This window comes from Caulobacter segnis (assembly GCF_019931575.1).
GTDB lineage: Bacteria > Pseudomonadota > Alphaproteobacteria > Caulobacterales > Caulobacteraceae > Caulobacter > Caulobacter segnis_C.
Genome location: NZ_CP082923.1, coordinates 1103998 through 1122957, shown reverse-complemented (window position 1 = coordinate 1122957; position 18960 = coordinate 1103998). Strand labels below are relative to the sequence as shown.

General features: G+C 61.0%; 14 protein-coding genes and 1 tRNA gene. 10 read left to right on the top strand and 5 right to left on the bottom strand.

Translation table 11 applies throughout. The features are described 5' to 3' along the window. The first annotated feature begins 31 nt into the window (after positions 1-31). The 5 genes from K8940_RS05250 (at position 32) to K8940_RS05230 (ending at position 8555) form a co-directional block, all read left to right on the top strand. Complete coding sequence (locus K8940_RS05250) at positions 32-637, top strand: hypothetical protein (protein WP_223393471.1); 606 nt, start codon at positions 32-34, stop codon at positions 635-637. Beyond that, a complete protein-coding gene (locus K8940_RS05245; protein ID WP_223393469.1) occupies positions 621-1544 on the top strand; it encodes a Kiwa anti-phage protein KwaB-like domain-containing protein in 924 nt (307 codons plus the stop codon). The genes K8940_RS05250 and K8940_RS05245 overlap by 17 nt, the downstream gene beginning before the upstream one ends. Before the next feature lie 264 nt (positions 1545-1808). Beyond that, positions 1809-4175: a class I SAM-dependent DNA methyltransferase gene (locus tag K8940_RS05240; protein WP_223393467.1), complete on the top strand. Its 2367-nt coding sequence runs from the start codon at positions 1809-1811 to the stop codon at positions 4173-4175. After that, complete coding sequence (locus K8940_RS05235) at positions 4172-5551, top strand: restriction endonuclease subunit S (RefSeq protein ID WP_223393465.1); 1380 nt, start codon at positions 4172-4174, stop codon at positions 5549-5551. The genes K8940_RS05240 and K8940_RS05235 overlap by 4 nt, the downstream gene beginning before the upstream one ends. Then, positions 5538-8555: a type I restriction endonuclease subunit R gene (locus K8940_RS05230; protein ID WP_223393463.1), complete on the top strand. Its 3018-nt coding sequence runs from the start codon at positions 5538-5540 to the stop codon at positions 8553-8555. Before K8940_RS05235 ends, K8940_RS05230 begins: the two co-directional genes overlap by 14 nt. 47 nt (positions 8556-8602) lie before the next feature. On the opposite strand, the gene K8940_RS05225 is transcribed toward K8940_RS05230, so the two are convergent. The 3 genes from K8940_RS05225 to K8940_RS05215 form a co-directional block, all read right to left on the bottom strand. Next, positions 8603-10000 carry an ImmA/IrrE family metallo-endopeptidase gene (locus K8940_RS05225; protein WP_223393461.1) on the bottom strand — a complete coding sequence of 466 codons (1398 nt, stop codon included), beginning with the start codon at positions 9998-10000 and terminating at the stop codon, positions 8603-8605. Positions 10001-10017: 17 nt separating this feature from the next. Next, positions 10018-10449, bottom strand: coding sequence for a hypothetical protein (locus K8940_RS05220; RefSeq protein WP_223393459.1), 432 nt, complete (start codon positions 10447-10449; stop codon positions 10018-10020). Positions 10450-10710: 261 nt separating this feature from the next. Next, positions 10711-10800, bottom strand: a tRNA-Ser gene (locus K8940_RS05215). A gap of 154 nt (positions 10801-10954) precedes the next feature. Here K8940_RS05215 and msrA point away from each other — a divergent pair. Next, on the top strand, positions 10955-11608 hold the full coding sequence (gene msrA, locus K8940_RS05210) for a peptide-methionine (S)-S-oxide reductase MsrA (RefSeq protein WP_223393458.1): 654 nt from the start codon (positions 10955-10957) through the stop codon (positions 11606-11608). After that, positions 11608-11961 carry an MmcQ/YjbR family DNA-binding protein gene (locus K8940_RS05205; protein ID WP_223393457.1) on the top strand — a complete coding sequence of 118 codons (354 nt, stop codon included), beginning with the start codon at positions 11608-11610 and terminating at the stop codon, positions 11959-11961. Before msrA ends, K8940_RS05205 begins: the two co-directional genes overlap by 1 nt. Here the strand turns inward: K8940_RS05205 and K8940_RS05200 are convergent. Beyond that, complete coding sequence (locus tag K8940_RS05200; protein WP_223393456.1) at positions 11958-12587, bottom strand: TetR/AcrR family transcriptional regulator; 630 nt, start codon at positions 12585-12587, stop codon at positions 11958-11960. The two genes, K8940_RS05205 and K8940_RS05200, sit on opposite strands and share 4 nt — an antisense overlap. 370 nt (positions 12588-12957) lie before the next feature. Between K8940_RS05200 and K8940_RS05195 the strand changes: the two genes are divergently transcribed. The 3 genes from K8940_RS05195 to K8940_RS05185 all read left to right on the top strand — a co-directional run bounded on the left by K8940_RS05195 (position 12958) and on the right by K8940_RS05185 (position 18005). Further along, positions 12958-15459: a TonB-dependent receptor gene (locus K8940_RS05195; RefSeq protein ID WP_223393455.1), complete on the top strand. Its 2502-nt coding sequence runs from the start codon at positions 12958-12960 to the stop codon at positions 15457-15459. A gap of 164 nt (positions 15460-15623) precedes the next feature. Beyond that, positions 15624-17480 carry a glycoside hydrolase family 2 protein gene (locus tag K8940_RS05190; protein WP_223393454.1) on the top strand — a complete coding sequence of 619 codons (1857 nt, stop codon included), beginning with the start codon at positions 15624-15626 and terminating at the stop codon, positions 17478-17480. Positions 17481-17849: 369 nt separating this feature from the next. Beyond that, on the top strand, positions 17850-18005 hold the full coding sequence (locus K8940_RS05185) for a hypothetical protein (protein WP_223393453.1): 156 nt from the start codon (positions 17850-17852) through the stop codon (positions 18003-18005). A gap of 4 nt (positions 18006-18009) precedes the next feature. On the opposite strand, the gene K8940_RS05180 is transcribed toward K8940_RS05185, so the two are convergent. Then, positions 18010-18897, bottom strand: a complete 888-nt coding sequence (locus K8940_RS05180; protein WP_223393452.1) for a TauD/TfdA dioxygenase family protein — start codon at positions 18895-18897, stop codon at positions 18010-18012. Between the last annotated feature and the right edge of the window lie 63 nt (positions 18898-18960).

The following is an 18960-nucleotide window of genomic DNA, read 5'->3' as shown; positions in this document are numbered from 1 at the left end:
GCTGGGCGCGAGTCAGATGGGGGAGGTGGTTGTGCAGGTCCGGCTTGCGTTCGCTGTTGCGATTTATCTCGGCTCTTACCTGCCGCTCAGCATTATTCTGCTCGCGCAGAACGTCGACTACGCCCAGCTTTCACAACCTTTGTGCCTAAACCTGAGCCTGAACGAATGTAAAATTCCACTAAAAAACCCGCTGCTATCATTCTCTGCAATCGCAATTTGCCTGCTTGGAATAATCACATCCCTTATATCGCTTGCAATTATTAAGCCATCAAAACGAATATCAATCATCTCATCTAAGCATATAGCGTCAGATTTGATGAATTACGTCCTGCCATACGTCGTCTCATTCATGGGCCTTAATTACGCAGAGCCCGACAAAATGGTCGGATTTATAGTGTTCTTGGCCTGGATATTCTTGATCACATATAAATCCGGTCAAATTATGATGAATCCAGTCCTTAGCGTGTTTGGGTGGCGCCTCTACGAAATTGAATACAGTTACATGGGCGGACACGATCGCGTTCACACTGGCTTTTGCTTGGCCCAAGATGCTCCCGAACCTGGAGAGACTCTGAAGCACAATGCAATTCAGGACGTCCTTATTATCAAGAGAGTGCCAGATGCACCCAGCACTTGAGACACTACATAATTTCGACGCCGCGCAAGCGGATATTTCCGTCTGGGCATTCAAGAAAAGTATTCGTGAACAGAAGCCGATGTTCAATGGCCGATGGATCGATACCACCGATGCGCTAGACATCGCTCTTCGCGAAGCCCTTCGGGCGAGAAGTGACGACGTTACCGAGACAATGGAGTATGGCTTGCTCGCCCAGAATAACGAGGGCAGCGCGATGACGATCGGCGTTGAAGAGACATACGCCCCCCTTATTGTTGACCAAGCGAGCGACCCCACTGCTAAGCGCAAAGTTAAAACGCTAAAGCAAATCGCCAATGCTGCATTTTATGTGGTCAAGTATGCAGGCGCAGAATCGACCATCTACGGCGTGAAGAAGACCGATGAATCATGGAGAACGCGGACATCAAAAGGCACGATATCCGTAGTTTTTGGCGACGATCAGCTCACGATAGATGAAAGACCACATTTCACCCTGTCTAAACATTTTGACTTTTTGATACTGAATGAAACCATATTGATTCTTCAGAAGTCAAGATTTGAATCTCTGCTAAGTTATAAAGCGGCCCATGTAGAGGATTTTAGCAGTCTTCGATCTGAGGCAGAATTCTCAGAAATTTTCACAAGCATGCAGCCGCTTATAGAATATGTCGGCTCCAATAAAATACAGCTTCGACGGGCCTCTGCTATTCGACAGAAGGCAAATTATCGAAATGCGCTTTTCATGGAGCGACTGCGAGCCGAATGCAAAGCTTTAGGCTTCACGATAAAGTTTGATGAGAAAGGCCGGATTGTCCCAACGGCGGAGACCTGCCGCGACATCTTCCAGGCCTTGTTGGACCATCGCCTAGAATCCCGCTTGTCACAGCGGCTCTATGATGTGGAAAACACGGAGGCAGTTAACCTCTAGACGGCTCAGTCCACAACTGCGCCCAGCGGCATAGCCAGCCTCTCCTCTGAAATGCATCGTCGCGATGGAGGCCGAACGTGCGCAAAGGATAACGTTGCCGCAGTGGCACATGGCGCTTTAGACACCCTTGTGGCCCGATCGAAGGCCGTCGCTTTCGGTTCGTCAACGCGATCTAATACGATCCGACGCGGCCGGGCGTGGGACCCAAAGCCAAGAGTGGACGTGAATGAGTAACCTGATGCCGACTGCGCGAGTGGCGTGTCAATGAACATCGGCAGCTTCATCTGGAATATCGCCGACGACGTGCTGCGCGGCGTCTACACCCGAGGCAAATATCGGGACATCATCCTGCCTATGACGGTGATACGCCGGCTTGATGCCGTACTGGAACCGACAAAAGCAGCAGTACTTGCGCGCAAGGCCGAGCTCGACGCGCTTAATCTACCAGCGGCCGCACAGGAGCCTGCCCTGAACAAGGCGGCGGCACAGGCCTTTCATAACGGATCGCAATTCACGCTGAAGCAGCTGCTATCTCGCCCCAACCCGGCGACCCAGCGCGCTGACTTCGAGAGCTACCTGGACGGGTTCTCGGCCAACGTCCTAGAAATCATTGAACAATTTGGTTTCCGCAAGCAACTCGATACGCTTGAGCGCGCCGGCATCCTCCACGCTCTGTTGGAGAAGTTCTGCGATGATCGGGTCAACTTGTCGCCCACACCCGTTCGCGATGGGGAGGGACGCGTCCGCCTGCCAGCCCTGGACAACCACGCCATGGGCACGTTGTTCGAAGAACTACTGCGCAAGTTCAACGAAGAGAACAACGAGGAAGCGGGGGAGCACTTTACGCCTCGTGACGTCGTCGAGTTGATGGCGGAGCTAGTCTTCCGTCCCGTCGCGGATCAGATCGGGGATAGCACCTACCTGCTCTATGATGACGCGTGCGGCACCGGTGGGATGCTGACGGTTGGCGAAGAAAAGCTTGCGAGACTGGCTGCCGAAGCAGGCAAGGCGGCGGAAATCCACCTTTACGGCCAGGAGAGCAATCCCGAGACCTACGCCATTTGCAAGGCCGACCTGCTGATCAAGGGGGAAGGCGCGGAGGCGCGCAATATCGCACCCAACTCAACACTGTCCGCCGACGCACATGGCCGCCAAGGACTGCGATTTGACTTCATGATGGCCAACCCGCCATTTGGAAAGACCTGGAAGGTCGATCTTGCGGCGATGGGCGGCAAAGCGGGTGCCCTCGATCCAAGGTTTGTCGTTGAGCATCCCGCCCTCGAAGGCGACGACAAGCGGCTTCGACTTTTTCCGCGCGTGTCGGACGGTCAGTTGCTGTTCCTCGTTAACAAGCTCAGCAAGATGAAGGACACGCCCCTGGGCAGCCGCATTGCCGATATCCACAATGGCTCAGCGTTGTTTACAGGAGAAGCGGGATCGGGCGAAAGTAACGTCCGCCGCTGGATAATCGAGAATGACTGGCTTGAGGCGATCGTCGCCTTGCCACTCAACATCTTCTACAACACAGGCATAGCGACCTATGTCTGGGTGCTGAGCAACCGCAAGGCCGAGCACCGAAAGGGCAAAGTCCAACTGATCGACGCGACTAAGCTGTTTCGGCCCCTCCGGCGTAATCTTGGCAAGCGCAACTGCGAGATGACCACTGAACATCTCCGAGCGGTGCTCAACACCTATCAGGCGATGGAACCGAGCGAGACTTCGGTCGTGCTACCCAACTCGTCGTTCGGCTACTGGAAGATTGTCGTCGAACGGCCTCTTCGGCTGCGCTCGCGCTTCACGCGCGAAGCTGTAGAGGCGTTACGCTTCCAGAGTGGGCACAGAGCCCTGCGCGAGACATTGCACGGCGAGTTCGGTGACGCCTTGTTTGATGATTTTGCAAGCGTGGCGGAAAAACTGAAAGCGCATCTCGACCCGCCCGATCCCGAAGTGGATGAAGCTGTGGATAGCGAAGATGAGGCGAGTGCGGACGGCGGCGACGCCGCAACCGAGACCGAGGACGCAACGCCGAAGCTGCCACGCAAGACGGTGAAGAAGCTCCTCGACGCGGGCACCTGGGCGCGTGATCGTCGATTGCACCGGGCCGCCGAACGGCTGATGGAAGTTTTTGGTGAGGCCGAATACGACGATTATGCCGTGTTCGATGCCAAGCTTTCTGCCACCATCAAAGGCGAGAAGTTAGCGTTGAAGCCGGCCGAGGCACGTCTGATCGCGCGTGCGATGAGCTGGCGCTCGCCCGACGCTAAACCCATCGTTAAATCGGTGTCAAAGAAGGCCCCAGATCCGCGCGGCGGGCTCTTTGCGGCCACGGTCAAAGGCAAGGCTGCGGTCGTCGTCTACGAACCCGATAAGGCGCTTTCGGATACGGAAATCGTGGCCTTCGACGAGCCAGGCGGGATTGACGCGTTTTTCGAGCGCGAAGTGTTACCCCACTCCGCCGACGCCTGGGTCGATCGCGACAAAACCAAGATTGGCTATGAGATCTCGTTTGCGCGGCATTTTTATAAGCCGAAGCCTCCGCGCCCTCTCGCCGAAATCAAGGCCGAGATCAACGCCCTAGAGCGCCAGACGCAGGCGCTACTCGATGCAGTGCTGGTGCAGGCCGACACATGAGCACGCCGCTCAGACCTTATCCAGAATATCGCGACAGTGGCGTCGATTGGCTCTCGCAGGTGCCTGCGCATTGGGACGTTGTGCGCAACGGACGGCTTTTCGCGGAACGGAACGAAACGGGATTTCCCGACCTGCCGATCCTAGAGGTTTCGCTTCGCACTGGCGTTCGCGTGCGGGACATGGAGGGCGGGCGGAAACAGCAAATGGCGGATCGCACGAAGTACAAGCGCGCCGCCAAGGGCGATGTCGCCTATAACATTATGCGAATGTGGCAGGGTGCGGTGGGCATTGCACCTTGCGACGGCTTGGTCAGCCCCGCCTACGTCGTGGCCCGACCTCTCGATGGTGTCGAGCCGCGCTTCTATACCTACCTGTTCCGCACCAGAGCCTATATGCGCGAGGTCGATTTCGCCTCTCGCGGGATCGTGCCCGATCGTAATCGACTATACTGGCAGTATTTCAAGCCCCTGATGTCGCCGTTTCCCCCGCCAGAGGAGCAACGGCGAATCGCTGATTTTCTCGACTCCTACACTGCACAGGTCCAGCGTCTGATTGTTGCGAAGCGCCGGACCATAGCCGCGCTGGTCGAGCGTAAGCAGGCAATCATTGAGGGGCTACTCGGTGCCGGCGGAGGACTAGCATCAAAGTCAATTCGCCACCCCGTCGTAGGCGACATGCCAGAGCACTGGAGGGTATCTCGATTGAAAGACTGGTGCGACGTCAACGCTCGCACACTGGCTGAAGGTACGTCACGAGACTACACCTTCGACTATTTCGACATTTCCGTTGTGGGTACTGGGGTCTTAACCGGTGAGCCGGAGGCTATGACCTTTGGCGCGGCGCCGTCGCGGGCGCGGCGACAACTCGCTCCCAATGACATTCTGATCTCGACCGTCCGGACCTATCTTAAGGCGATCTATTTTTTTGAAGACTGGCCTCGAGATGCGATTGCATCGACCGGATTTGCTGTGTTGTCGCCCAAAGCCGGGGTTATTCCCGAATTGTTGGCGTACGCGTTGATGACGCCGCGTTTCATCGACCTTGTGATTTCGCGATCAGTGGGAGTGGCATACCCTGCCATTGCCGAAACTCGGCTATCGGCCCTTCACCTAGCGCTCCCTATCGATGAGAATGAACAGGAGCTCATTCTCAGCAAGATCAAAGCTGATACAAAACTTGTCGACGAAGCTGTCGCAAAGGAACGCGGCCAGATCGATCTGATCATTGAATACCGCGATAGCATCATCGCCGCAGTCGTCACCGGCGAACTAGATGTGCGCGCAGCTGACATCACAGTCGTCGAAGGCGAAGATCTCGCCGAAGACACCGCGACCGACGATGAAGATCAGGAGGGGGAGCTGGATGCGGTCGACTGACATAAGCGAAGGCGGCCTAGAGACTCTAATCGTATCAGCGCTCACCGGCACGACAGCGTCAGTCAAGGGAGCCCCCGCCGACGTCGCGGGCGAGCGCGCGCCCTTAGCGGGACCCGATGACTACATTGAAGGCCATCGCGATGACTATGATCGCGCCCATGCGCTTGACCTGGTCCAACTGTTCGCCTTTGTCCGATCCACGCAGCCCGAATTAGTCGGTCCGCTGTCGCTGGAAACCGACAGTCGCCAGCGCCGAGCTTTCCTCGCCCGCGTCCGGGATGAGATCACAAATCGCGGCGTCATCGACGTACTGCGATCCGGCATCCGTCACGGTCCGCACGCCGTGGCGCTCTATTTCCCACTGCCGTCACCCGGCAATCCTCAGGCTGCAATCCACTTCGCGCAGAACCGCTTTTCGGTGACGCGCCAGCTTGGCTATTCACAGGACGCCGCCCGCCGCGCGCTTGACCTTGCCGTCTTCATCAACGGCCTACCGGTCGCGACCTTCGAGTTAAAGAACACGCTCACCGGCCAGACCGTCGCCCACGCCGAGGCGCAATACAAAGCCGATCGCGATCCTCGGGAACTGATCTTCCGGCCTACCCGCTGTGCTGTCCATTTCGCGATGGATGATCGCGAGGTTCGAATGTGCAGCGCGCTCTCCGGACAGAAGAGTTGGTTTCTGCCATTCAACAAAGGGCACAACGACGGCGCGGGTAACCCACCCAACCCGGAAGGCGTCAGCACGGACTACTTGTGGCGCGAGATACTTGCGAAGCGCAGTCTGGCCGACATCGTCGAGAACTTCGCCGGCATCATCGAAGAACGCGATGCGCGCGGCCGTATCACAGCGCGGAAGCCGATCTTTCCACGCTATCATCAGCTCAAGGTAGTCCGCGCTCTTTGCGCCGACGCTACCGCCAACGGCGCGGGTCGGCGTTATCTGATCCAGCACTCAGCCGGGTCGGGCAAGTCGAACTCGATTGCCTGGACTGTACATAAGCTAGTCGGCCTCGAAGTGGACGGCGTTCCCATATTCGATACGGTGATCGTGGTCACCGACCGTCAAGTGCTCGACAAGAACCTGAAAGACACCATCGGCGGCTTCGCACAGACAGCGCGACTGATGGGTCATGCCGAACGGTCTGGTGACCTTCGGGGCTTCATTGAGAGCGGGAAGAAAATCGTTGTCACGACCATCCAGAAGTTCCCGGTCATCCTAGATGACATTGGCTCTGTCCATCGCGGGCGCCGCTTCGCCATCGTCATCGACGAAGCCCATTCGAGCCAGGGCGGTCGCGCGGCCGGTGCCCTGAACACTGCGCTCGGCGGCGCGGTGATCGACGAGGAAACGACAGCGGAAGATCGCATCCTGGCTGTGATCGAGGGGCGTCGGATGCTCGACAACGCCAGCTATCTGGCATTCACCGCCACGCCCAAAAATAAGACTTTGGAGCTGTTCGGCGAACGTTATGAGCAGGACGGTGAGATAAAATATCGCCCCTTCCACCTCTATTCAATGAAGCAGGCCATTGATGAGGGGTTTATTCTAGACGTGCTTGCCCACTACACCCCGGTATCGAGCTGGTATCGCCTCGCTACGACCGCAGAGGATGATCCCGATGTTGACGTTTCGCGCACGCTGAAAACGTTGCGTCGCTACGTCGAAGGGCATGACCATGCTATCGCCACCAAGGCCGGGATCATCGTCGATCATTTCATCGACCAGGTGATCGCGCGCAGAAAAGTGGGCGGCGAGGCGCGCGCCATGGTGGCAACCGATGGGATCGAGCGCGCGATAGACTATTGGCGGGCTATCAACGCCGCGCTGGCGAAGCGCGGCTCACCATACAAGGCGATAGTCGCGTTTTCTGGCACAGTCGATGACGCGGGCGAGCAGCGGACGGAAGCCTCCTATAACGGCTTCCCCAGCAGTGAGCTTGAGGACAGATTCGAAGCCGATCCGTATCGTTTCCTCGTCGTCGCGGACAAATATCTGACGGGGTTCGATCAGCCCAAGCTTTTTGCAATGTATGTCGACAAGACGCTGGCCGGGGTGAAAGCCGTACAAGCCTTGTCGCGACTTAACCGCGCTCGGCTCGGCAAGAGCGAGCCGGTTGTGCTTGACTTCCGCAATGATTCAGCGGTGATTGAGGCTGCTTTTTCCGACTTCTACCGCGCAACGATCCTCTCGGGGGAAACCGATCCAAACAAGCTCCACGATTTGAAACGAGCCCTGGATAGCGCCGGCGTTTACGCGCTTGAGGATATCGAATCGATCGTTGTGCTGTTCCTCGCCGCCGCGCCACGCGATCAGCTTGACCCGGTGCTAGACGCCTGCTCCGTCTATTACGAAACGCTGACTGAGGACGAACAGATTGCGTTCAAGGGCGCTGCCAAGGCTTTCGTCCGCACTTACGCGTTTCTCGTGGCGATCCTTCCCTACGCGGTGCCGGAGTGGGAAAAGCTGTCGATCTTTTTGTCGCTTCTGATCCCTAAGCTGCCCAGCCCCTCCAGTGACGATGCACCGATCGACGTGCTGGAAACAATCGACATGGATAGTTACCGGGTCGAGATCTCAGCTGGAATGAACATCGCTTTAGTTGATGAGGATGCTGAAATTAAGTCAGTCCCCGTTGGCACCGCAGGCGGCCAAGTTGAACCGACAATGGATCAACTGAGCGCCGTCGTTCGGGAATTTAACGAGCGCTTCGGGGCGACCGACTTCCGCGACCAGGACCGTGTTAAGCGATTTCTATTCGAAGAACTGCCCGAGAAGATTGGTGCAAATGGGCGGGTGCGTAATGCGCTGCGCAATAGCGACACTCAAAATGCCAGAATTGAGCACGATCGCGCGGTAGATGACGAACTTCTTGGTAGCCTCGCCGATCACACAGACTTGTACGCCCTGTACAATACCGACCGCGTTTTCAAGGCTTGGCTGCAAGAGCGCTTGTTCGCCGCTTCGCGAGGAGCAGCGTCGTTGAGAGGCGACGCTACTTAGCCTGCTTACAAGCTCGCCGGCATCCGACGCGAAAACTCTACAACAATCTAACGATTGGGGACGATCGATCTCAACATCGCCTCAAGGTTCTCACCATGAGCGCGCGCGCCGTGTTCCAACTTCCAGGCAGCAACGCTGTGGGTAACCGTGTAAAGCTGACTGAGTTGGTCAAGGGTCTCTACCAAGCCCGCCCGCGAGCGGGGACGTCCCATGTCAATCCAGACGTTGGCCGCTACGCTGCTGGGCAGCAGAAGTTGGGCGCCAAAGGCGCGAGCGCGCTGCTCTATGCTCAACGGCATGAGGCCACCAAGCACATCAACGGCGCTCAATGCATTACCGCCATCGATTAGGAGATGGCAGAGCTCATGCGCCAAAGTTACACGCGCTCGACCAGCATCTTTGAACGCGATTTCGAACTTCCGATCGATCGCTTCTGTATTAAGAAGGATAGCGGGACCGTGCTTACGACCATACACCGCCAACGCATCTAGTGATCGTGGTTCAACCGCTTGAACGTGAGTGTCGACCCCAAGTTGCTCCACAATCGAAAAGATATCGACAGCTTCATTAGACTTCAGGCTGAGCTGTTCCCGAACGAAGTCTGCGAGGCCTTCACCCTGTTCGAATGGCCGAGCCGCGACTAGCGTTTCGTCGAAGTAGCTGCGTGAGGCCGCAGCCAGAGCAACGAGCCGGGGCGCTTCCACTTTCGGAAACCCAGCGACTAACTGCAGCACCGTGCGAACTTGCTCGGGCGGCAGGGCACTGGCCATGCGAGCGGCCAATCTCAGCTCATCGTTGTCGTTCGCCGCGTCGGCAAGGCTCTGCGGTGCTTCTAGGAGACCATCGTCAGCCAGGCTCTGGGCCAGTTTCTGATCGAGGCTAGTAGCCCAGCTGAGAAAGACCAGCCCCTCTCCATCATCCCTCGCCTTCCAGGCATTTGCGAGATCGCTCCAGCGTTCGCCCCCCTCTGCGAGCCGCTCGGCAATTTGGTCACCGGCGGCTACTAGACTTGCGATCGCAGCGTCGAACGGCACCGAAACCACGCCGCCTGACGCTTCGACAAGCATGTGATCTCCGGAGCGGATGATCCAGAGTGGCGGCAGGTCGAAGTAACCGGCGAAGCAACGCGAGATTTCGTGGCAATCGAGGAAGGTTTCCAGTTCTTCGTCTTCGGCCGTCACTTGTTCTTCGGGCAGGTCGTCCCATCGACGCCGCGCCTTGTATCCGAGGTCACTAGGACGCTTAGGATTAAGCCCAAAAGGGTACGTTTGGCGAAGCACCAACGGCTTCCAGTATTCCACTAGGTGTGCCAGCAGATCGTCGATCTGAATCTCTAGACTAGCTTCGTCGTCGCCTTGCACAGGCCAGACGGCGATGTCGTCAGCGTAGACCGTCAGCGCACAGGTCGTCATTAGGCGCATCTCGCCCTCTATGACGTCGGTCATCCTGAATTCGAATGCGCTCACTTTCCGTGCCTCGTAATGTACTTCTTACGCCACCGGTCAAACTCTTCCCGGCATCCATCCTTGTCTGCCATCTCGGCTAATAGGACGACAATTGCATCACCCAGCTTACCCTTAAATGGGTATGCATGATATGTCCGACCATGATCCGAGGTCTGCGCCTCATAGATCGCGCCTCTATATACCGCGTAGATTTTTTTGGGTGCCTGAAGTTCACGGTCCGCGTTTGGAAGTGGAACGGCCCGCTGTAAAAGGTCGTCGCGATCATCGTCGCTGATAGTTGCCGGACACTTCCCGACCACCTTGCGCGGATTGTCACTATCAAAAACCAATTGCGGCTCGTCGCCTGCACTGACGTGCTTTCGCCGACGCTCGCCCTTGTCATAGAGGCGCTTGCGTTCTGGCTTCGCTATCGGCGTTGTCAAGCTCACGCGCCCTTCGCTTCGGTCGCTTTACGATTGCGCGCCGTGCGGATCGCACCGTGCTTCTTCCATGGCCGGCAGCACATCGTCATCTCACAGGCGAAGCTTGTAAGGGGCTACACCCGAAATAGCGGCCCACCAAGTGAATGGCCACTGTGAAATTTCCACAAGCACAAGCGCGGTGCTCCTGGAGCAAAGTAGGACCCGAAATGGGGCCACAATTCGAAATAGGAAAAATGAATAGTAAAATCAACCCCTTAGAAGCGGGGGTGGCGGTGAGAGAGGGATTCGAACCCTCGATAGAGTTTCCCCTATACACGCGTTCCAGGCGTGCGCCTTCAACCACTCGGCCACCTCACCAGCGCACTCGGGTCGGGGGTGGTTGAGACCCCCGGCGCGGGAAGGCGCGCAATATACTCAGGGGCGGTCGCAGAGCAAGCGCGTTCCAGGATGAAACTGACGACGCGAGCGCTTATATCCCGGCGCAAGAAATTCCCGCCGCGAAAGGCCCGCCATGCTCTCGCTCAAGAAGACCCTCGAGATGCCCACCGCCGACACCGCCCTGCCCGGCCGCGCGCAGGCGATCCCGACGGCCGACATCCACTTCGTCAACGGCCATCCGCTGAAGGGGCCTTATTCCGACAGCCTGGAGACGGCGGTCTTCGCCATGGGCTGTTTCTGGGGCGTCGAGCGCGTGTTCTGGCAGGTTCCGGGCGTTTACGTCACCGCCGCGGGCTACGCGGCCGGGGTCACGCCCAACCCGACCTATGAGGAGGTCTGCACCGGCCGCACCGGCCACACCGAGGTGGTGCTGGTGGTGTTCGACCCCAAGGTCGTCACCTACGAGGCCCTGCTGAAGACCTTCTGGGAGAATCACGACCCGACCCAGGGCATGCGCCAGGGCGGCGACATCGGCACCCAGTACCGCTCGGGCGTCTATGTCGCCAACGACGCCCAGGCCGCCGCGGCCGTGGAGTCCAAGGAAGCCTACCAGCAGGCCCTGTCGGCCCAGGGCCTGGGCGACATCACCACCGAGATCGCGGCCGCCGGTCCGTTCTACTTCGCCGAGGACTATCACCAGCAGTACCTGGCCAAGAACCCGAACGGCTATTGCGGCATCGGCGGGACCGGCGTCGTCTGCCCGATCGGCCTGGGCGTCGACGCCTGATGACGCCGGAGGCCTTCGACAAGGCGTGCCTGGCCCTGCCGGGCGCGACCCTCTCCATCCAGTGGGGCGACGACCACGTCTTCAAGGTTGGCGGCAAGATGTTCGCCGTCCGCGGCGAGGGCGTCACCCTGGGCGGCGGGATTTCGTTCAAGGCCTCGGACGTGGCGTTCGAGGTCCTGACCGAGACCGGCCGCGCCTCGCCCGCGCCCTACCTGGCCCGCGCCAAGTGGCTGCACTTCGCGGATCTGGCCGACCTGGACGCCGGCGAGGTCAGCGATTGGGTGAAGACGGCGCATGGCCTGATCGCGGCCAAGCTGACGAAGAAGGTCAAGGCGGAGCTGGGGCTCGCCTAGCTCTTGGCCAGCCCCTGGAGCGCGGTCGCCTCGATCGCCTCCAGCAGGCGCTCATTGGTCAGGCCCGGCGTGGCCGGGGTCCACTTGGTCAGCCAGATCAGCATGCCGACCAAGAGCTGCACCACCAGCGGCGGTTCGCAGGTCACGATCGAGCCGTCGGCCATGCCCTCCTCCAGGAACCGCTCCAGCCGCTTGGACAATCGGGCGGTCCAGGCCTCGATCGCCTTGCGCTGGTCGTCGGCCAGATACGAGTTGTCGCCGAAATAGAGCTGCGGCCCGTTGGTCACCGCGTCGTCCAGCAGGGCCCTCAGGAATCGCCGCAGCTTGCACAGCCCCGTGCCGCCAGCGGCCTCGACCACCGCCAGGATCGCCTCGAATCGCTCCAGCGAGCGCTGGTGGCCGGCGAAGGCCAGGGCCTGCTTGTTGGGGAAGTAGTAGTAGAGAGCCGCGTCGCGCAGATCGAGCGCGGCGGCGATCTCGGTCATGGTGGCGGCGGCGAAGCCCTTGGCGTTGATGACCTCGATGGCCGCGCCCAGGATCGCCTCGCGTTTCTTCACGGACTTCTGGCTTTGCGCCATCGGCCTGGCCTCCTCGGCCAGCCCCCCGGGATCCCCACCCTTCGACAATCGCGCGCTCTCCTCCGCCCGGCGCGCCCGATTCTATCGTCGGAAGACACCGTTCTTTCGAAACTCGTTCCGAACGTGATCGGGATCAATCCGATTGATTCTAACTTGCGCTAGAATATCGAGGGCATATTAAAATCGCCATCAGTTGCGCGCGGGATGCAAGACCGGGCGCACTGGGGCGGAAACATGACGCAAAGCGTCTTCATCCACGGCCTGGCCTCTCCGACCGTCTCGCACGGCCCGGACGCCCGGCCAGGATCGCCCTTACCCTACGTCAATAGGTTCGCCCTCCTCCAAAAGAAACCCGCGATTGCTCGAGGCGGGAAGAGGAGACCTGCGGCCAATAATAAAGAAAAACAGGGAGTTATTCATGAGAAACGTCCACCTGCTGGGGGCGTCCGCCCTGGCGCTCGCCATCGCCTCACCGGCCTTTGCTCAACAACAACCCACTGACAACACGGCTATCGACGAGATCGTCGTCACCGCCACCAAGCGCGAACAGACCCTCCAAGACGTGCCGATCTCGGTCGCCGTCACGGGTCAGCAGACCATCGAACGCGCCCAGGTCCGCGACCTGATCGACCTGCAGTCGGTCGTGCCGTCGCTGAAGGTCTCGCAATTCAACGCCACCGGTCAGACGAATTTCGTCATCCGCGGCTTCGGCAACGGCAACGGCAACGACGGCATCGAAAGCTCGGTCGGCGTGTTCATCGACGGCGTCTATCGCAGCCGTTCGGCCGCCGCCCTGGACGACCTGCCCGAGGTCGAACGCATCGAAGTGCTGCGCGGTCCGCAGTCGACCCTGTTCGGCAAGAACGTGTCGGCCGGCGCGATCAGCATCGTCACCAAGAAGCCGCAGTACGAGTTCGGCGGCAAGATCGAGGGCACCTACGGCAACTACAACACCCGCCAGATCAAGGGCACCATCACCGGGCCGCTCAGCGACACCCTGGCCGCGCGCCTGTCGGGCAGCGTGAACAAGCGCGACGGCTTCTTCACCAACACGACGACCGGCAACGACGTCAACGACCGCGACCGCTGGTCGATCCGCGGCGACGTGCTGTGGGAACCGACCGACAAGACCTCGTTCCGCGTCATCGCCGACTACAACAAGATCAACGAGACCTGCTGCGGCGTCACCTCGATCTATAATGGCCCCGCCACCCTGGCGATCGGCGCCGTGCTGAAGAAGCCCATCAGCGACACGACCAAGGTCTTCGACCGCGACGTCATCTTCAACACCGACCCGTCGAACAAGCTGTCGGGCAAGGGCGTCTCGGGCCAGTTGGATCACGACCTGGGCTTCGCCAAGCTGACGGCGATCACCGCCTACCGGAAGCAGACGAGCTCTTCGTTCCAGGACATCGACTTCACCGGCGCGGACATCTCCAACAACCGCACCGCGAACAGCATCAAGACGTTCACCCAGGAAATCCGCCTGGCGTCGAGCGGCGACGGCCCGCTCAGCTGGCTGGCTGGCGGCTTCTACCAGAATGAGAAGCTCGATACGGGCCGCACCATCACCTATGGCAGCGATATCCGCGCCTTCGCCGACGCCCTGTCGGGCCAGGTGCCGGCGACGCTGCTGGCGGCCCTGCCCGCCACGATCCGCCCGGCCCTGACCGGCAAGTCGAACATCTACGCGCTGGAGTTCCTGCAGAGCCTGGCCACGCCGACCCTGGTCAAGCCCGGCTCGACCTATTTCCAGGCCGGCCAAGGCATCAACGACTACTACAACATGAAGCAGGAGTCGTATTCGCTGTTCGGCCAGGTCGACTACAAGGTCACCGACAAGCTGACCCTGACCGGTGGTCTGGCCTATATGAACGACAAGAAGAACGCGCGGTCGAACGTGGTCATGAACGACCCGTTCTCGTCGCTGAACCTGGCCGCCGTGCCGCAGTTCACCGCCATCGGCCTGCCGGGCAACCTCTATAGCGCCCTGGGCGCGCTGCAGTTCTTCTACGGCAACGACCCGACCCACGCGCCGGTGAACTATCCGAACGCCAGCGAGTCCGGCCAACTGAAGGGCGACAAGGTCACCTACGCCGTCCGCGCGGCCTATGACTTCGGCGCGATCAACGCCTATGTCAGCTACTCCACGGGCTGGAAGGCCGGCGCCTACAACCTGTCGTCGGACAGCCGTCCGCCCAACGCCAACGGCGTGGGCCGCACCGCCAATCCGGAAGACGTCAACGTCTACGAACTGGGCGTGAAGGCCAACTTCCCGGGCGGCTACGCCAACGTCGCGGTGTTCAAGCAGTCGATCAAGGGCTTCCAGTCGAACGCCTTCACCGGCCTCGGCTACAGCCTGGTCAACGCCGGCGAGGAGTCGGTGAAGGGCTTTGAAATCGACAGCGCCTGGCGTCCGGTGCAGTGGCTGAACCTGGCCGCTTCGGTCACGTACCTGGATCCGAAGTACGACAGCTTCACCGGCGCGGCCTGCGTGACCTTCGACACCGCCCGCTGCCCGGTCGACCCGACCACCGGCCGTCGCCCGAACTTCCGCGACCTGACGGGCGACACCCCGGCGGGCATCCCGAAGTGGAACTTCTCGACCTCGGCGACGATCAACCACGAACTGGGCGCCGACTGGCAGGGCTACGCCCGCGTCGAATACGACTATTCGAGCAAGGTCCAGCTGACGGAGACGGTGTCGCCGGCCTTGGCCAGCTATGACAACAACATCGTCAACGCCAGCCTGGGCGTCACCAACACCGCGCACCAGATCGAGGTGTCGCTGTGGGCGCGTAACCTGACCAACGACGAGAGCCTGATCTCGGCCTTCCCGACGGTCGCCCAGGATGGCAGCTACAGCGGCTATCCGAACGCCCCGCGCACCTACGGGGTGACGGTCCGCAAGAGCTTCTAAGGCTCCGACATAAGGCCACCCATGGCGGCCCGGTCCTCGTGATCGGGCCGCCTTTTTCTTTACGGCCAATCATCACACAAGTGGTATGACCAATTTGGTTGCGCCCTGACCACTCGCCGTGCTTCAACTTCCGGTGACAAGCCGAACGGCTGCTGGAGGATGCGATGGGACCGGGTTTGAAGCTTCTGGCGGGCGCGGCGTGCGCCATGCTGCTCTGGACGCCGGCGGCCCAGGCTTCCTCGCCCACCCTGACCCGGGCCGACAACCGCGACGGTCAGGACCTGTCGGGGACCTGGCGTTACTCGGTCGACCCCTATCGCGACGGCTTGGCCGGCTTCCACCGCGGCGCGCCGGGCGCGGGCCATCGCCGTTATGACGACGTCGATGTCGACGCCCTGACCAGGGCCAAGCCGACGGCGCTGTACGAATACGACATGGACCGCGCGGCGACGGCCACCCTGCCGCAGGGCTGGATCGGCCACGACCCGACCCTGCGCTACTACCAGGGCCTGATGTGGTACACGCGCCGCTTCGACGCCGCGCCGCTGAAGCCCGGCCAGCGCGCCTTCCTGCGCTTCGAGGCGGTCAACTACACCGCCAGGGTGTTCCTGAACGGCAAGGCGGTCGGGGAGCACGAGGGCGGCTTCACGCCGTTCTCGCTGGAGGTCACCGACGTCCTGCGGGCCAGCAACAACCAGATCACGGTCGGCGTCGACTCCACGCCCCAGGCCGACGGCGTGCCGCCTCCGGTGACCGACTGGGAGAACTACGGCGGGATCACCCGGCCGATGCGCCTGGTCATCACGCCGGCCACCTTCATCGACGAGGCCTGGGTGCGCCTGACCAAGGACGGCAGGATCGCCGCAACGGTGAAGCTGGACGGCGCCCAGGCGGCCAACCAGGAGGTCCATGTCCGCGTCGCCGAGCTGGGCCTCGACGTCACGGGCAGGACGGACGCCAAGGGCGTTCTGACCGCCTCGGCCGCCGCGCCCAAGGGCTTGGCTCGCTGGTCGCCGGAACGGCCCAAGCTGTACGACGTCGTCGTCCAGGCCGGCGAGGACCGGCTGACCGACCGCGTCGGCTTCCGCACCATCGAGACCAAGGGCAGCGAGATCCTGCTGAACGGCAAGCCGATCTTCCTGCGCGGCATCTCGATCCACGAGGAAGAGTTCGGCGAGAACCCCGCCCGCACCATCACCGAGGCCGGGGCCCGCGCCCTGCTGGCCGAGGTCAAGGAAGGCCTGCACGGCAACTTCGTGCGCCTGGCCCACTATCCGCACAGCGAGGTGACGACCCGGCTGGCCGACGAGATGGGCCTGCTGGTCTGGTCCGAGATCCCCGTCTACTGGCTGGTCGACTTCGCCAATCCGCGCACCCTTTCCCTGGCGCGCGGCATGCTGGCCGACAACATGCGCCGCGACCTGAACCGCGCCTCGATCATCATGTGGAGCGTGGCCAACGAGACGCCGATCACCGACGCCCGCAACAGCTTCCTCTACCAGCTGGTCGACGACGTCCGGGCCCTGGACGACAGCCGCCTGGTCACCGCCGCCCTGCTGACAGACCGCAAGACGGTGGACAGCAAGCCGCTGATGGGCCTGAACGACCCGCTGGCCGATAAGTTGGATGTGCTGTCGGCCAATACCTACAACGGCTGGTACAGCGACGACGCCCTGGACGCCCTGCCCGACATCGCCTGGAAGGCCACCGACAAGCCGATGGTGTTTTCGGAGTTCGGCGCCGACGCCCTGGCCGGCTTCAGCGACCCGCGGCTGATGCGCAAGTTCTCCGAGGACTACCAGAAGAAATACTACGAGAAGACCCTGGCCATGGCCCGCAAGATCCCGACGTTGCGCGGCATGTCGCCCTGGATCCTCAAGGACTTCCGCGCGCCCCGCCGCCAGCATCCGGTCTATCAGCAGGGCTGGAACCGCAAGGGCCTGGTCTCGCCGACCGGCCGCCGCAAGCCGGCGTTCTTCGTGCTGCAGGGCTTCTACAAGGAGAAGGAGGCGGGGAAATAGCGGCCCCGCTCCGCCCCCGGACCACTCGCGAACGTCCGCAAACCCTGGCCACGTAAGCCTCTGCGCGCGTTTGTCGCAGTGGTGCGACAGTCTGGAACGTTGCCTTGAGCGCCAGACTCGTCGATGTGTTGGCTACTCGGCGCACCCCACCGCGTCCGACACCTTTGTGGAAACCGGCTGGCCAGGCCTCCATGGCAAGACCAGCCGGTTTCAGTCTCCGGTCAGCTTCGCTTTCCCCGGACTTCGGTCCAACGGAAGGCAGGGCCAACCCAAAACAGTGTGCGCGATTAGATATCGCGATATTAAGTCGCTTATGAGTTTTCCGCTTCACGCGCCTTCTGGAAACGAGGCGCTCAAGGACGTCTACAGATGAAGACGATCGCCCAGACCCAGCCGATGCTCCCGGTGAAGACCGCCGGCCTCAACATCGACATCCAGGCCACGCTGATGCGTCGCCTAGTCCCGCTGAGCCTGGCGTTGGGCGCCTGGGCCCTGGTGATCGGGGCCGTTCGCCTGATCTTCTGAGCCGTCAGAACGGCTTGTCGCCCTTGATCGTCACCCGTTCGACGATCCGCTCCTGAGGCCAGTAGTCCAAGATCGCGTAGTGTTGCGTGGCGCGATTGTCCCAGAACACGATGGCGTTCGGCGTCCAGCGGAAGCGGACCTGATATTCGGGCGCCTTCACCCGATCCAGCAAATCATTGAGCAGCGCCTTGGCCTCGTCCTCGGGCAGGCCCAGGATGCGCGTCGTGAAGACCTTGTTGACGAACAGGTGCTTCTCGCCGGTCTCCGGATGCGTGCGCACCACCGGATGGACCATCGGCGGATAGGCCGCCCGCAGCTCTTGCCGCTTGGCCTCGTCGACCCGATAGCCGTAGCTCTGGATGATGTCGTGCTCGGCCGTCAGGTCGGCCAGCTGGTCCTTCAGCTTTTGCGGCAGGTCGCGATAGATCGCAGCGGTGTCGGCGAACAGGGTGTCGCCGCCCAGCGGCGGCATGTGCCGCATGCGCAGCACGCCGCCCATCGACGGCGCCTCGCGGAAGGTGACGTCGGTGTGCCACTTGTTGGCGGCGCGGACGACCGGGACGATCTCCTCGCGCAGCTTCATGCCGTCGGCCGCCTCGATGTGCAGGATCTCGGGAAAGCCCGGTACGTGGGCAGTGACCGGATGACCCTCTAGGTCGCCGAAATAGCGGCCGAAGCGGACGTGGTCCTCGTGGCTGATGTCCTGGTCGCGGAAAAACACCACCTTGTGGCGCAGCAGGGCCGCGCGGATGGCCGCGACGATCTCGGGCTTGAGCGCCTGCGTCAGGTCCAGGCCCGAGATCTCGGCCCCCAGCACCGGCCCGGCGGGCGTGACGGTCAGGCCGGCATAGTCGACGGCGTCTGTTTCGGAAATCGAGACAGGAGCGTTCATGGCGTTCTCCCTGGAGCCGTCTGTGGCGGCCTGATGGGATGAACTCTACGACTGAACGCCGTT

Excerpts from the sequence above, each read along its gene's own strand:
- K8940_RS05225 (WP_223393461.1), bottom strand. The coding sequence starts at position 10,000 with ATGACCGACGTCATAGAGGGCGAGATGCGCCTAATGACGACCTGTGCG.
- K8940_RS05195 (WP_223393455.1), top strand. The coding sequence starts at position 12,958 with ATGAGAAACGTCCACCTGCTGGGGGCGTCCGCCCTGGCGCTCGCCATC.
- K8940_RS05240 (WP_223393467.1), top strand. The coding sequence starts at position 1,809 with ATGAACATCGGCAGCTTCATCTGGAATATCGCCGACGACGTGCTGCGC.
- K8940_RS05235 (WP_223393465.1), top strand. The coding sequence starts at position 4,172 with ATGAGCACGCCGCTCAGACCTTATCCAGAATATCGCGACAGTGGCGTC.
- K8940_RS05190 (WP_223393454.1), top strand. The coding sequence starts at position 15,624 with ATGGGACCGGGTTTGAAGCTTCTGGCGGGCGCGGCGTGCGCCATGCTG.
- K8940_RS05230 (WP_223393463.1), top strand. The coding sequence starts at position 5,538 with ATGCGGTCGACTGACATAAGCGAAGGCGGCCTAGAGACTCTAATCGTA.
- K8940_RS05245 (WP_223393469.1), top strand. The coding sequence starts at position 621 with ATGCACCCAGCACTTGAGACACTACATAATTTCGACGCCGCGCAAGCG.
- K8940_RS05180 (WP_223393452.1), bottom strand. The coding sequence starts at position 18,897 with ATGAACGCTCCTGTCTCGATTTCCGAAACAGACGCCGTCGACTATGCC.
- K8940_RS05205 (WP_223393457.1), top strand. The coding sequence starts at position 11,608 with ATGACGCCGGAGGCCTTCGACAAGGCGTGCCTGGCCCTGCCGGGCGCG.
- K8940_RS05185 (WP_223393453.1), top strand. The coding sequence starts at position 17,850 with ATGAAGACGATCGCCCAGACCCAGCCGATGCTCCCGGTGAAGACCGCC.
- msrA (WP_223393458.1), top strand. The coding sequence starts at position 10,955 with ATGCTCTCGCTCAAGAAGACCCTCGAGATGCCCACCGCCGACACCGCC.